This is a genomic window from Paenibacillus sp. FSL P2-0089 (assembly GCF_038595095.1).
GTDB classification, from domain to species: domain Bacteria; phylum Bacillota; class Bacilli; order Paenibacillales; family Paenibacillaceae; genus Paenibacillus_AQ; species Paenibacillus_AQ silagei.
The window spans coordinates 4280234-4293662 of sequence record NZ_CP152006.1 but is presented as its reverse complement, the minus strand read 5'-3'; the positions used below and the strand labels follow the sequence as shown (position 1 = coordinate 4293662).

The window sequence follows — 13429 nt, the reverse complement described above, 5'->3', positions numbered from 1 at the left end:
TTTGAGTTTCGAAGAAAGGAGAGGGGACAGCATCACTGATGATGGAAGAAGAAAACTAGAGCAGTTAATTAAGGACAACAAAATAAAGCAAGCGAAACGACAGCTCACGCGTGACTTGAAAAAGCACCATGACATTGACCTTGCAGAAAAGGACTACGTTGATTATCAACAATCTGAGGAAGTCCGTAGGAAAGTGTATGAGCGTATTAGAGCAGATAAGGTGCAAATTTTGAAATTCCCGTACGATCAAGAAGTGCTTCCGTCGAAGATTGATTTTATATTCAATTACTTTATGAAATACGAGGATACAACAATACTTTTTTACCCGTCTATCTTTACGGTTGGTTCAAATCTAAGGACTGGCGATCAGCTCTATTTAAATTTTCCGCTTGCTGTAGCAGTTCCACTGCGGGATTGTAGAGAAATGATTATGAAGTTAATGTCTGAAATGCACAATGACTTGATTGTGGTATCGGAGGAATTGGGCTTTGGATTTGTTCTGAGCGAGGATGAATATTCAGATGTGACGATAGAGTATTGGGAGAAATCCTAGAAGAGGTGAAAGTAATAGTGTCTAAGCACCCAGTATTTGAGATCAAGTATGAGTTGCTTGAAGATCAGGTAGAGGAACTGAGGGCGGTGGATACAGCGACATTTGATAAAGAGTGGCATCAGATCTATGGGCCATTTACCGTGATTGTTGACGGACATGAATTCATTCCATATCCGCCTCCAGACATGCCTTTATCAGCAAAAGATCTGTATTCTGAACTCATTCTAACCAATTTAGATCTGCTTGTTGATGCCTGCTACTACTTAAATTCGCATAAATACTTAGCCTTGAAGTATGTTGAAAATTGCTGGACCTGGTTAGAAATACAAGTGGATGATGAGGTTCTAATCTTAAGCGAGTTAAATCATGAAATACCCTATAGATATTTACTTCAAACGGATAAGTTCCTAATGATAGATGCACCATACGGGTCATTCTCAAATATTAGAGTACACAAAAGTGAATTTATAAATGAGATAAGAACTAAAATTATTGAATTTATTAAGGAGATTCAAGCGATAAACAGTGAACTTTTGAAATCTGTTTATTTTTCTAAGTTGTTGGGGTTTTGTGATAATCAAAATAAAGGAGATACAACATGCTACCATCACTAACGTTTCTAAAACATCAATTAGAGGGAATTCTGCGTAATAAATTTGCACAGGGGCATCAAACCTCCGGTTTTTTGGCCCGGTTGGAACAGCTTCCGGCAAGCTATGATGCTTATCTGGAATTCGCCCATAGCTTGGCTGACATTCCAATGCGGGACAACTGGCCTTACTATGAGCCGGACGAATTGGAGGAGATATGGCGGGAATGCGACCCGGGTAGACCTCTAGGCCAGATCGGAGTGTTGAATCTGAAAGACAGCTCCAAGCGTGTGGAGGCAGGCTTCCTCGCTTCAGTCTGTGGTTCAATGCTGGGCAAGCCGATCGAGGTCAATCCCACCTTGTCGGAATTACGTCAAGCGTTAACCGCTGTAGGGGAATGGCCGCTGAATGATTATATTTCGGAAGAAGCTCTCCATGCGTTGGATCGTCGTCATTGGTCCTGGTTCGAGACGGCGCGGGGGCGGATTCGCTATGTGGCGCCTGATGATGATATCAATTACACCTTAATGGGAATGATGGCGTTAGAGCAATTCGGTAAGGGTTTTACGAAAAGAAACCTAAGAGATTTATGGATAAATCATCTTCCGATAAGTACAACTTGGGGGCCGGAGAGGGCCATCCTGGTTCGGTCGGGGATTAGCTATTTGGAGCATGACCGGGAATTATTCAATCATTCGGAAATAGAGGCTTGGCCCGACTTCCTGGTGCAAGATACAGAATTATGCGGGGCGGCGATTCGTGCAGATGCTTACGGCTATGCCTGCCCTGGTCAACCTGCGCTTGCGGCCGAGCTGGCTTGGCGTGATGCCAGTTTTACACATCGGCGGACGGGAATCTATGCCACGATGTTCATTGCCGCTGCAATTGCTGCCGCACATGTGCTGAGCGATCGGCTTGAAATCATAAGAACTGCACTGCAATTCGTCCCTAGAAGGAGCCGGTTCTATGAGATTACTGCGGATTGTCTTCAGATCGTAGCGAATGCAGATAACTGGCTGGAAGCGTATTATGGCATTCATCAGAAGTACGCGAATTATTGCCACTGTCAGGTGTATCAAGAAATTGGAACATTGATCAATACCTTTCGCTTTGCTGAGAATGCCGGAGACGGAATATGTAAACAGGTCATGCAAGGCAACGACACCGACAGCTTCGGAGCAACTGCCGGCTCGCTGCTCGGAGTGTATTTCGGACCGGACAGCTTGGATGCGAGATGGCTTGAGCCTTTCCAGGACCGGATTCATACGGGCTTAGCTTATTTTCATGAGCAACAACTCTCCCGCTTGGCTGAGCGCATAGGGCGTTTGCCAGAGCTATTGCACACCGGCCAGCATTGTATTCAACCTAGCGAGCTGTATGTGAATGAGAATTTGGGGATTTGAAAGGTTTTGGAGGATGGGAATGCAGCAAGTACTTAAGGATGTTATCAAGGAGACCATTGCTCCCTTGTTAAAAGGAGCAGGATTTATGAGGCGGGGCAATAACTTTGCCCGTGTATCGCCTAACTTCTCGGTGACGGCGAACATTCAGGCATCCAAGTGGAACACGCAAGGTGAGGTAGAATTCTGTTTCAATACTGGAATCTATATGGAGGAATTATTCGGAACAGTTTATCTATACCCGAAACCAGCTTTTCCAACAGTCGTGAGTTCAGTTCTGCAGATTCGCGGTACTGAGCTAACGAACAACGATAATTGGTACAAATTGACCCCTGATTCGAACGTTGAAGAACTTAAACGAAGAATAACGAATGACATTTCAGAGTTTATACTTCCTCACCTGCAGCAGTTTGAAGAGGTTGAAGATGTCATTCGGGTAATGGAGCAAAGGGAGAAAGCTGGAATATATGAGAACCCGCATCACTTAACTGTACTCTATCGCTTAACAGGTGATATGGAACAAGCACAGGCACGTATGACTAAAGTGTATAACGAATTGAAGCTGGAGTCTCAAAAAGAATTCACCGCTGGATTGGCTTTGTGGTTAGGGTTGGAAGTGTAAACCATGTGTTGATATGAACAGTGTTAATCGCGTAATTTATATTCTCGCCATGCGGTTTCATAATCTTGGCTTTTTATAAAGTAACGGTCTTCGAAGACATTGCTTCTGTAGATTTTAAGGCCAAGTTGAATTCCGTCTTCACTATCAGTTACGTCTCCTGTATCAACTAGTGTGGTCTCATCCATACTGTCATAAGTAGTGGTATAGTAGTATTTATTTCCGTCAATTGTGAGCCAAGTCACGGGATCGCTATTAGACATATTATTGTTGCTTGTAACCTTGTCATTTGAGCATCCTAATAAAAGAAAGAAAACAAATATAATAAACACAAGTTTCTTCATTTAATTAAGTCCTCCGGAGTTTTTCGTAAGCGCTATAAACTTAGTTTATGGCGCTTACGAAGATTAGTTTAACTTTTGGGATAAGGTTTCTTTTGGTTTGTTCGGTTAAGTAAATAGTCAGTACTCGTCATATGAAAGTCTGCCAGCTTGATCAGAATCGCCGTGGGGATATCAACATCACCGCGTTCATAATTACTATAAATTCGCTGGCTGCATTGCAAATACTCCGCCATTTGAGTTTGCGTCAAATCCTTATCTTCGCGTAAATCCCGGATACGTTGATACATATCGAACACCTCCAACGCAAGCATATCTTAGCGAATTATTCGCTATTGATTTTTAGCGAAAAATTCGCTAAAATGATCAGGAAGATGATTTGGGAGGGGTTAAAAGTGAGTTTTTTAGAAGATCTATATTACGGAAAAATCTGCCCAAATGAACAAATCTGTTTAAATGATCCCGAGTATGTACATAACTCTAAGCTAATCTCGGAGCGTATACACATCCTGCAAGCAAAGCTGTCTCCAGAAGACTTCACAATGCTAGAAGAAGTGATGGATCTGAATAGTCTCCTGATCTCTATCTCATCCGCTTCTGCCTATACTCTTGGCTTCAGAACGGGAGCTGCGATGCTCGTAGAAGTATTGGAACATAAGGCAGAACTTATACAGACTAAGAAGAAGTTGACCTTTGAACAAATAAAGTCGGATTGGAGACAGTTATGATACTTTTAATTCTAAGTAGCCTATGCTGATCGATGAGCTTCTTCAGGCAGAAAGTTGGGGCACTGTTCAAGAGAAATGGATTCCTGCTATTAAGGAAGCTATTGCCGTAGGAGAGGTTGATAAGCTTATTGAGCTTAGAGGTAGGTTTCCGTATTCATTTGAGAATTCTTTAAAGCAGTTGAAAAAAGCGGAGCAGGAATTTATTCGGAATAGTCTGAGGTAAAAGAAGCCTATGCGTATATCCATTTAACGTATTGGCTTCTTTTTATTATGTTTAAGGGTTTGTGTTTTAATTTTGGGCATATTGCTATATGGTTAACTGATAACATGATACCTAAGCAATATAACTTTATATGAGCGGATCATTGACCCGAACATGTTGCAAAGTCGTAGTTATAACCATACGAAGGCCATGATTGCCGTGAAAAAACAGGAGTTGCAAAAGTATAATCTGGTATTAGATAAACTACAACAATCCTATGAAGAGGACATTATTACGAAATAAGTGTTTTTAAAACGAAAGTCTTTTAGGACAAGACAGATTCAGCAACTGGAGAAAGAACTGGAGGATTTACGGAAGCTGATAGTAGATGAAAGTAATTATCCTACGATGGAGCAGATTGTTAATCGGATTGGGCAGTTTAGGGAGTTGTGGAGTGAAGCGGTGACTAATGATGAGAAGAATCGGGCGTTGAAGAAGCTGGTGGAGCGGATTTTTTATAATCGGGCAGGGAATCGGGTGGGATTGACGGTTTGTTATAAATGAATTTAGTTAGGATGTTATATACAGGCTTGTGAAAATTATTCCAGAAGTCTCTTTTTCTATGGTACAATATTCCTACAGTTATTTATCAGAAATATGGAGATGAGATGCCATGTGGCCTTTAGGAGAGTATGAAAGATTAGTACATGAAATTAAAAGGCGAGAAAATTCCGAAATCCCTATTACTTTTGGTTTACTTATTGCTGATTATCGTCAACAGTTGAACAGAGATTATATTCTAAATTACATAGACAGATTTAACTACAAGTCTGGTAAATATATCAACTTCTATTTGCCTGGCTATTTTGAAGAAGATATCTATGATTTTCAGCAAATTATTAAAATTAAAGATAAGAAATACTATTTCCATGATGAGAAATACATGATGTTTTTAGACAAGCTTGAAATTGATTTTGATCTTGAATATACGTATAATCCCAGATTGATTTTAATAGAATATGAGCGTGGGAATTTTAAAAAAGCTAAAAAAATAATAATTGAGCTTGACAATGAAGGAGCAGATATCAAAAAAATAGGAGAGCTATTTGAAACAATTTTTGATATAGCAAAAAGAAATGTGAATATTAAGGATTTCTCTAGAGCATTGACATTACATGAGTTTGAAAATGGGCTATTTGATCGAATTCTAGAGATAGTAGATAACAAATTTTTGAATGAAGTTGTAGGTAACCATAGCAAGGTGAAAAAATATAAAATATCTTAAGTATAAGAATGAGGTGATATCGATTGAATAAACAATATCAAATTTTTATTAGTTCTACATATGTGGATTTGAAAGAAGAAAGAAAAGCGATAATTGAAGCTATCCTGAATTCAAAACACATACCTGCAGGGATGGAATCATTCTCTGCTTCCAATGATGAGCAGTTTAAGTACATTAAAAAAATTATCGGATAAATCCAAGCACCCAGAAAAGTTATACGGAGCAAGAATATGAATATGCTTTAGAAAAAAATATACCCGTATTAGCATTTTTGAAAATGTATTGGGTTTTGTTGGATAGATCATTAGTTCCAAGCAACAAGTGAATTTGAAATTAAGTATTGATATTATTATTTTTAAGCTGATATAATTCTTGATTCAAGGAGTCGGGCTATGGAAAGTCTATCACCAATTTTATTTGGTGCAATCATATTTATTCTTTTTGCAATAAAGTTTTTAGCATGGTACAAAAGAAAGAAGGAAATAAATAATTTCTTTGAAATCAGTTTAAAAGAATTATATTTTCCTGCTTTATTTAAAATTAGATATAAAGATACTTTGCTTGTAATCAATAATGATGAAGATAAAGTAGCAGATATAAAAAACGGCAAACCTACAGAAATATATGATTTTAAGACCGATTATTACATTACCAATTTCAATAATGAAAAAATTTTATTAATTAATGAAATAAATCAAAAAATCGCTCTTTTTTATAGAAAAGAAAGAGAGGATTTTTTATACAGTTTAACAGATATTAAAAATGTAGAAGTATTAATTAATCAAGGGCATGATGATAAAAATAATGAAGTAGCTTGTCCTTTTATAAGATTGACAGTAAACGATTTGTTAAATCCCCATCATGAGATTGAAGTGTTCAAGTATAGCATCCAAATAAACACAAGACAATTCCAAGAAGAATTAAAATTTATCGAAAAAGAGGCAACTAGAATCCGACTATTTGTAGAAAATGCTAAATTGGATCTTGATAAAAAAGACAAGAAATACACTAATATAGCCTATAATGTTAAATATGCACTTAATTCCATCGTAGGGAATCAACAAAGTGCTACAATTAATGATTTAGCCTTCAAAAATGCTTATACAGAAAATATTGAAGGATATCATAATTCTATGATATTGGAAATAGTAGAAGAGTTATTGGAAAGCAAAAATAAAATTAGTAAAGGTGATCTGCAAGAATATTCACAGTTTTTAGAAGATGAACAAGAATTAAGGGAGTATATTTCTGAATTAGTAATTAAATGGTTGATGTATAAGTGAAAGACTTTTAATACAACAAAATGGTCGTCGAATTATTGATTTGAGATAAGGAGTAAAATTATGTTTGAAAATTCTATGAAGACTAAGCAAGAAATTTTTAATGTTTATAGAAAGAATAAAGATATAGGTACATTAGAAGGTATAAAATATAATGAATTATCCACTGGAAGATCATATATTGTATGTAACACTAATAGTGATATCCAACCTGGTGACATTTTAGTTAGTCAATTTACTAAAGAAGAAATTTGTGTCGAAGATATTCAAAGTGAGGGATTACATAAAGGAGCAATTTTTCAGAAGAAAGCCTACTATACAAACAAATATGATAATGAACGATTGCAAAATAAGGTACAGCATAATGTTACTTCTTTCAATATTGGAAGTGCCCAGAATTCAGTAATTGGTAATCAAAGCAATGCTTCTCTCGTAAATATTTTTAATGTTGTGGAACTTGAGAGAGAAATCGAACAAAAAGGTGACGAGGATAAAGAAGAATTAAGAAGTATGATAAACGAGATTAAAGAAATGTTTGAAGATTCAGAGAAAGTTAAAAAGGGTTCACTTTCTAGATTCTCTGGTATAATGCAGAAACATAGCTGGATAACTGGCTCAGTTGCTAAATTAGGATTAGATTTTCTTCTAGGACCTATTATTAAATAAACATTCTATGGAAATTTATATTCCCCAGAGCTCTCCCCCACCAAATTGGGTAAACTATTCCTAGACAACACTTTACCCAAATCATCGAAATGAGGGGATGCCTGGTGACGACTCATAAAACACCTAATAGATTACCGAATGGAAAATCGCCTACCTGCTGCAACACGCTTATAACCTTGTGGATTGGTATCCATGGGGGGGAGGCTTTTGCCAAGGCGCAGGCGGAGAACAAGCCGATCTTCTTATGTGTCGGCTATAGTACTTGTCATTGATGAGATGTTCCTGTGAATTAATAAAATAATACATAAAAATGCTGCCTTGAGGCGGCTTTTTTTGATTCGCCATACTTTTACCATGTTCGTAAGTAAAAAAATATGCGAAAGTTATATTAAGGGTAGGCAGAATCTCTTTATGAATTTGGTTTTTATACCAGTTGTCATAAATAATTTAATTTAATTCCTAAAAGATTACGGTTTATATTAAATGGGGGTAATAGAGTTGGCAAATTTCAATTTAGGAATGAAATATGATGGTTCTTTTAAACTTTCGATTACAGAGTTATGCAATGAGATTGCATTGGAAAACCAGGAAATGGATAATAACTCTACAGATACATTACGTAATAAATTTAAAAATTCGGATAAAAGTGGACTGATTGATAAACTAAATGAAAAAATAAATTTTAGAATAGAGGAGTTTAATGAAGCTTATGAAAAATTGAAGTTGTTGAAGTATCTATATAATATAGAAAAAAAAGGACTGAATAGAGGGAGGAAGCTAAAGCGTATTAGAATCATCGATATACTCAATAAACCCAGCATGGATAATATTGTTATTGAAAATCAGAGCAATAGTGAGTATGGAGATGTTCTAACTAAGATTCAAGAAGATATAGGGGTGGAAATCAAAGATGAGGTCAGACTAGATAAGTTGGGAAAAATAAAAGAAATGAATGATAGATGGAATTCACTTCAAAATTTATGTTTTAAGTTTATTATGTCTGATGAGGCTTTAGCTAATCCTGGCCAATCTTTGTTTGAGCTTAATCGTATAGAAAAATTTCTGGAATTGAAAATACTTAATAAAATTCCCGATATAAGAATGTTAAAGTTACCTTATCGTGAAAGTCTATTTAATGTTTTCTATAATCTTCTTATTTGTCACCATCACTTATGTACTAGATCAGATTTGATTAATATAAACAAACAGATTTCAATTGATAATGTACCTTCAGAGGAAAATATACAAACATTCATTAAATATGAAAATTATTTATTTAAAGATATAAATTTGATATATAGAATTATTAATGATAATACGAATGATTTAGGAAAACTATTCATTTTTATGATCTTTGATAAAAATGAAATTGATCCTAAAGATAAAAAGGATTTGAAATCCGCATTAAATTATATAGAAACTTTAATGGAATGGATTAAGGATTTTAAGCCATATGATTTTACAAATGGATATCCTCTTAGTGTACTAATAACATCAATTCAAGAAATAATTTTTTTGAAAAGAAACAAAGATAATATTAAAAATGAATATTATGGTAACAAATATCAAAATCCATCTTTGATTTCTGCTTTGAAAAATCCTGATAGATTAAGGTCAATTGAAAAGTTTGCTTGGATATCAAGAATTGAAAACCGATATGCTGTAAATATTGGTGCTATTGAAATGCTTAAAGTTAAAAGAAGAATAGATACTAATTTATATAAAATAACATCTAGAATTTTGGAATATCAAAATTTAGAGGACATTCAACTTGCATACAATTTTATTACAGGTTTTATATCACGTTGTTTAATCAGTCGGAGTTTAGCTGAAGAGCTGTGCGAGAACTTTAGTGAACTGTTGTTTTCATATTGTGGTTATAAAACGGAAATTGAGGACATCAATATTTTCGATATGTTTCGTGAATTTTTAATTAGTGAGGTTTTAATTGAAGATTTAACAAAATATATTGCAGAAGAAGTAATGAAATTCTGTCAAGGATATCGAAATCTACCGAACGTAAACTTTATTATAAAAGAAGTAATTCATAATTTTTCATTAAATTATAATAATACTTTTGAAAAGCGATTTGTCCTAAAATTTAGGATTGACTGTGTTAGTAAAGTTGTTAGGTTGCAACAATTCTACGAAGTTATAGAAGATGATGAAGTTAAGAAAATTATTGAATTAGGTTTAGAACAATTTGTAAAAGGCAGCGCTTAATTTTTTACGGGTTACTCACATATTTTCACTCCCAATTGATTTATAGTAAAGGCAAGTTAACTGGTGATCAGTTAATATTACAATAAGGGAGTGGAGAGTATGTTCAATGTTACATCGGTTTTTAATATTGTTCTGGCAAAGCATTTGGAATTAGACTGGGAGGATCAAGATAATCTTGATGATGAATTTGATACTTATCAAAAAATGTCGTTGTCCAAACAAAAAAAGTTTGATTCACTGGTGAAAAAGGCAGCAATAATCTATAAATCTGACTTTGAAAGCTTCCCAAAACATCATAGAACAAAATTAGATGTTAAAATACATGACGAGATTCAGTTGGAAATATCCGATAAATTGGAGCGCGATTTTCAGGGTTTTCTAAACTGAATTATGGTTTGTACTGCATTCATGTTTAATTTGGGTAAACTAATCCTAAGCAATACTTTACCCAAATTAAACACGAAAAGAGGTGATGCCCCGTGACAACTCACAAATCATCCAATAGATTAGCAAACGAAAAATCGCCTTACCTGCTCCAACACGCCCACAACCCCGTGGATTGGTATCCATGGGGAGAGGAGGCTTTTGCCAAGGCGCAAGCGGAGAACAAGCCGATCTTCTTATCTGTCGGCTATTCCACCTGCCACTGGTGCCACGTAATGGAGCGCGAATCCTTCGAGGACGCCGAGGTTGCCCAGCTCCTCAACAATCACTACGTAGCGATCAAAGTAGACCGCGAGGAGCGGCCGGATATTGATGCGCTGTATATGTCGGTGTGTCAGGCGCTGACGGGGAGTGGGGGGTGGCCGCTGACGGTGCTGCTGACGCCGGAGAAGAAGCCGTTCTATGCCGGGACATATTTTCCGAAGCGGCAGATGTTCGGGCGGATCGGGCTAATGGATGTGCTGGAGCAGATCCATGCGAAGTGGGAGCAGGATGGAGTGGCACTGGATAAGCTGGGCGATGATCTGCTGGCAGAGCTGCATACGCTGGACCGCAAGAATGCGTACAACCCTGAAACTGCGGGCGGTATTCCCGGAGCGGAGCTGCTGCATGAGGCGTATGAGCTGTATCGTCGGCAGTTCGATGAGGAGTACGGCGGGTTCGGTAATGCGCCGAAGTTCCCTTCGCCGCATAATTTGTCTTTCCTGCTGGCGTACAGCCAGCTGCATGATCAGCCGGATGCGCTGCGGATGGTGGAGCATACGCTGGAGTCGATGTACAAGGGCGGCATGTACGACCATGTGGGCTTCGGCTTCGCCCGGTATTCGACAGACCGGGAGTGGCTGGTGCCGCATTTTGAGAAAATGCTCTACGATAACGCTCTCCTGGCGAATGTCTATCTGGAAGCGTTCCAGCTTACGGGAAAGCCGCTGTATGCGGAGATTGCCGAGCAGATCTTCATGTATGTGCTGCGTGATATGACTTCACCGGAAGGCGCTTTCTACTCTGCGGAGGATGCCGATTCCGAAGGCGTGGAAGGCAAGTTCTATGTCTTCTCCCGTGAGGAGATTGAGGAAGCGCTTGGGCTGGAAGATATGCATTCCTACTGTAATGTGTACGGGATTACGCCGGAGGGCAATTTCGAAGGGGAAAATATTCCGAATCTCCTTCACGGTCTGCCGGAAGAGATTGCGGAGCGTATGGGCATGAATCCGCTTGGTCTGCGGACCCGGATGGAGGAATGGCGTACGAAGCTGTTCGAGTACCGGGAGCAGCGCATTCACCCGCTTAAGGATGATAAGGTGCTGACCTCATGGAACGGGCTGATGATTGCTGCGCTGGCCCTGGGAGCCAAAGCCCTCCAGAAGCCGGAATACGCCAAGGCCGCCGAACGTGCAGCGGACTTCATCTGGGACAAGCTGCGGCGTGAAGATGGACGGCTGCTGGCCCGTTACCGTGACGGGGAGTCGGCGATCCCGGCGTATGTGGATGATTATGCCTTCCTGATCTGGGGGCTCAGCGAATTATATGAAGCTACAGGTCAAGCGGTCTATCTGGAGCGGGCGCTGACGCTTAAGGATGGGGTGCTGGAGCTGTTCCTAGATACCGAAGGAGGCGGGTTCTTCTTCACCGGGCATGACGGGGAGAAGCTGCCGGTCCGCTCGAAGGAATTGTATGACGGGGCGATTCCGTCCGGGAATTCGGTGGCGGCGAAGCTTTTGTGGAAGCTGTCGGTTATTACCCAGGATATGGAGTTAAAAGAGATCGCGGAGCGCACCGCTGCGGTGCTTGCTTCCGCTGCTTCAGAGTATCCGCCGGGGTATGCGATGTATTTGCAGGCCCATCTGGGGATGGTCTCCGGCGGCAGAGAATGGGTCCTCTCCGGCAAAAAAGAAGATCCCGCGCTGCACGCCATGCTCTCCCAGGTTCAGCAGACCTATCTGCCGGACGCAGCACTCATCGTCAACTGGGAAGGGGACAGCGGAGAGATGCTCCGCCTGCTGCCGCATCTGGCGGACAAACCGGCGATCCGCGGTGAAGCGACGGCCTATGTCTGCCGCAACTTTGCCTGCCGGGCCCCGCTTACGAATAAGGAAGCGGTCCGGGAGCTGCTGGCTTCCGGCAGCCATTCGGAGTAGTTTATATACGAAGAGCAGCCCGGAGTCCGGGCTGCTCTTTGCCATACTTTATTGGACGAAGGGTGCATAGAACGAATCCGCAGGTATCGCCTGCGCGGCTTTAACCATGTATTCTCTCATGTCTGAGAGGACCTGTTTGCCTGGCCAGTGGTCCGGCAGCAGCTCATCCGGGAGATAGGGGTCAGCCATGAACAGTCCGCTTAACTCCTCGCCCATTAGCAAATATAGCAGGAACAGCTGTAACGGTTGCCCCGCCTGAAGGGTATCCGCTAATCGCGGAGCGAATTCTTCCTTCAGCCAGACTGCTTTCTTCCGGTATAAGGCTTCGATGTCGTTCAGGTGCCAGATGTCCTGTGCTTTGAGCGGTGTAATCATACCTTCCTGAAATTGGCCTTGCAGGATGGACACCTTGCCATCCAGCTCCAGCTTCTGAATCTGGGCTGCGACTTCGTCCTGATAGTTCCACGGTGAGATGTACACACTGTTATATAAAAGCCCGTAACCCAGCTGCCCGAGTGCTGAGCGGAACAGGTCGCGCTTCTTGCGTTCGGATTCGGGAACCTCCAGCATCACCACATCCCAGGTATGGTCCCACTGCTCCTGATAACGGGCCGGCTTGCTGTTAATCGCCTTAATGTAGGCGAGCCCCTCGGCAGTGACGTTATACCAGGAGCGTGCCGGGGATGCGATATAGCCCTCTTTTTTCAAGCGGGACAGGGCATTGCGGATATAGGTGGAGGTGTACCCCCTTTGTTCATAGATCTCGACAATCTGCTGGGCGCCCATCTGCTTCACCTTAGATAACAGAAACAGCATTGTTTTCTCAACGGACAGCAACTTCTTCACACCTCTCTTGACAGCTGGCAGGAATAGATATATCATAAAAACCAACGAACGTAATTATTTATGTTATATTCGTCAATCGCACTGCTGGATTTGGATTTAGAGCAACTTGCTGTC

Annotated in this window: 15 protein-coding genes and 1 pseudogene; 13 read left to right on the top strand and 3 right to left on the bottom strand. The window is 40.0% G+C overall.

Annotated features, from left to right (window positions below):
- Nucleotide 1: 1 nt before the first annotated feature.
- From NST69_RS17940 to NST69_RS17925, 4 genes are read left to right on the top strand one after another with little or no spacing between them, the layout of a single operon-like run.
- Nucleotides 2-553, top strand: coding sequence for a hypothetical protein (locus NST69_RS17940; RefSeq protein ID WP_342546671.1), 552 nt, complete (start codon nt 2-4; stop codon nt 551-553).
- Between the two features lie 17 nt (nt 554-570).
- Nucleotides 571-1167, top strand: coding sequence for a hypothetical protein (locus NST69_RS17935; RefSeq protein WP_342546669.1), 597 nt, complete (start codon nt 571-573; stop codon nt 1165-1167).
- Nucleotides 1152-2546, top strand: a complete 1395-nt coding sequence (locus tag NST69_RS17930; protein WP_342546667.1) for an ADP-ribosylglycohydrolase family protein — start codon at nt 1152-1154, stop codon at nt 2544-2546. The genes NST69_RS17935 and NST69_RS17930 overlap by 16 nt, the downstream gene beginning before the upstream one ends.
- Nucleotides 2547-2565: 19 nt before the next feature.
- Nucleotides 2566-3165 carry a DUF4304 domain-containing protein gene (locus NST69_RS17925; protein ID WP_342546665.1) on the top strand — a complete coding sequence of 200 codons (600 nt, stop codon included), beginning with the start codon at nt 2566-2568 and terminating at the stop codon, nt 3163-3165.
- Between the two features lie 23 nt (nt 3166-3188).
- On the opposite strand, the gene NST69_RS17920 is transcribed toward NST69_RS17925, so the two are convergent.
- A complete protein-coding gene (locus tag NST69_RS17920) occupies nt 3189-3506 on the bottom strand; it encodes a hypothetical protein (protein ID WP_342546663.1) in 318 nt (105 codons plus the stop codon).
- Between the two features lie 68 nt (nt 3507-3574).
- Nucleotides 3575-3793: a helix-turn-helix transcriptional regulator gene (locus NST69_RS17915; protein WP_076160374.1), complete on the bottom strand. Its 219-nt coding sequence runs from the start codon at nt 3791-3793 to the stop codon at nt 3575-3577.
- Nucleotides 3794-3898: 105 nt separating this feature from the next.
- Between NST69_RS17915 and NST69_RS17910 the strand changes: the two genes are divergently transcribed.
- The 9 genes and pseudogenes from NST69_RS17910 to NST69_RS17870 all read left to right on the top strand — a co-directional run bounded on the left by NST69_RS17910 (nt 3899) and on the right by NST69_RS17870 (nt 12469).
- Nucleotides 3899-4231 (top strand): DUF6809 family protein, encoded by a 333-nt coding sequence (locus tag NST69_RS17910; RefSeq protein ID WP_342546660.1) that lies wholly within the window; start codon nt 3899-3901, stop codon nt 4229-4231.
- A gap of 875 nt (nt 4232-5106) precedes the next feature.
- Nucleotides 5107-5718 carry a hypothetical protein gene (locus NST69_RS17905; RefSeq protein ID WP_342546657.1) on the top strand — a complete coding sequence of 204 codons (612 nt, stop codon included), beginning with the start codon at nt 5107-5109 and terminating at the stop codon, nt 5716-5718.
- A gap of 23 nt (nt 5719-5741) precedes the next feature.
- Complete coding sequence (locus NST69_RS17900) at nt 5742-5912, top strand: DUF4062 domain-containing protein (protein ID WP_342546655.1); 171 nt, start codon at nt 5742-5744, stop codon at nt 5910-5912.
- Between the two features lie 198 nt (nt 5913-6110).
- Nucleotides 6111-7001 carry a hypothetical protein gene (locus tag NST69_RS17895; protein ID WP_342546652.1) on the top strand — a complete coding sequence of 297 codons (891 nt, stop codon included), beginning with the start codon at nt 6111-6113 and terminating at the stop codon, nt 6999-7001.
- A gap of 60 nt (nt 7002-7061) precedes the next feature.
- The gene (locus tag NST69_RS17890; protein WP_342546649.1) at nt 7062-7664 is read left to right on the top strand and encodes a hypothetical protein; all 603 of its coding nucleotides are present in this window, start codon (nt 7062-7064) and stop codon (nt 7662-7664) included.
- 89 nt (nt 7665-7753) lie between these two features.
- Nucleotides 7754-7933 (top strand): annotated as a pseudogene (locus NST69_RS17885) (DUF255 domain-containing protein); the annotation flags it as partial.
- A 229-nt stretch (nt 7934-8162) separates the two neighbouring features.
- Nucleotides 8163-9887 carry a hypothetical protein gene (locus NST69_RS17880; protein WP_342546647.1) on the top strand — a complete coding sequence of 575 codons (1725 nt, stop codon included), beginning with the start codon at nt 8163-8165 and terminating at the stop codon, nt 9885-9887.
- A 99-nt stretch (nt 9888-9986) separates the two neighbouring features.
- Nucleotides 9987-10274 carry a hypothetical protein gene (locus tag NST69_RS17875; protein WP_342546646.1) on the top strand — a complete coding sequence of 96 codons (288 nt, stop codon included), beginning with the start codon at nt 9987-9989 and terminating at the stop codon, nt 10272-10274.
- A 92-nt stretch (nt 10275-10366) separates the two neighbouring features.
- Nucleotides 10367-12469: a thioredoxin domain-containing protein gene (locus tag NST69_RS17870; protein ID WP_342546643.1), complete on the top strand. Its 2103-nt coding sequence runs from the start codon at nt 10367-10369 to the stop codon at nt 12467-12469.
- A gap of 48 nt (nt 12470-12517) precedes the next feature.
- Here the strand turns inward: NST69_RS17870 and NST69_RS17865 are convergent, their stop codons facing one another.
- Entirely contained in the window at nt 12518-13315 is a 798-nt protein-coding gene (locus NST69_RS17865; protein WP_342546641.1) for a PaaX family transcriptional regulator C-terminal domain-containing protein, read from the bottom strand.
- Nucleotides 13316-13429: the final 114 nt, after the last annotated feature.

Coding starts and splice junctions, on each gene's coding strand:
- NST69_RS17890 (WP_342546649.1), top strand. CDS start 7,062: ATGTTTGAAAATTCTATGAAGACTAAGCAAGAAATTTTTAATGTTTAT.
- NST69_RS17875 (WP_342546646.1), top strand. CDS start 9,987: ATGTTCAATGTTACATCGGTTTTTAATATTGTTCTGGCAAAGCATTTG.
- NST69_RS17905 (WP_342546657.1), top strand. CDS start 5,107: ATGTGGCCTTTAGGAGAGTATGAAAGATTAGTACATGAAATTAAAAGG.
- NST69_RS17920 (WP_342546663.1), bottom strand. CDS start 3,506: ATGAAGAAACTTGTGTTTATTATATTTGTTTTCTTTCTTTTATTAGGA.
- NST69_RS17895 (WP_342546652.1), top strand. CDS start 6,111: ATGGAAAGTCTATCACCAATTTTATTTGGTGCAATCATATTTATTCTT.
- NST69_RS17930 (WP_342546667.1), top strand. CDS start 1,152: ATGCTACCATCACTAACGTTTCTAAAACATCAATTAGAGGGAATTCTG.
- NST69_RS17915 (WP_076160374.1), bottom strand. CDS start 3,793: ATGTATCAACGTATCCGGGATTTACGCGAAGATAAGGATTTGACGCAA.
- NST69_RS17925 (WP_342546665.1), top strand. CDS start 2,566: ATGCAGCAAGTACTTAAGGATGTTATCAAGGAGACCATTGCTCCCTTG.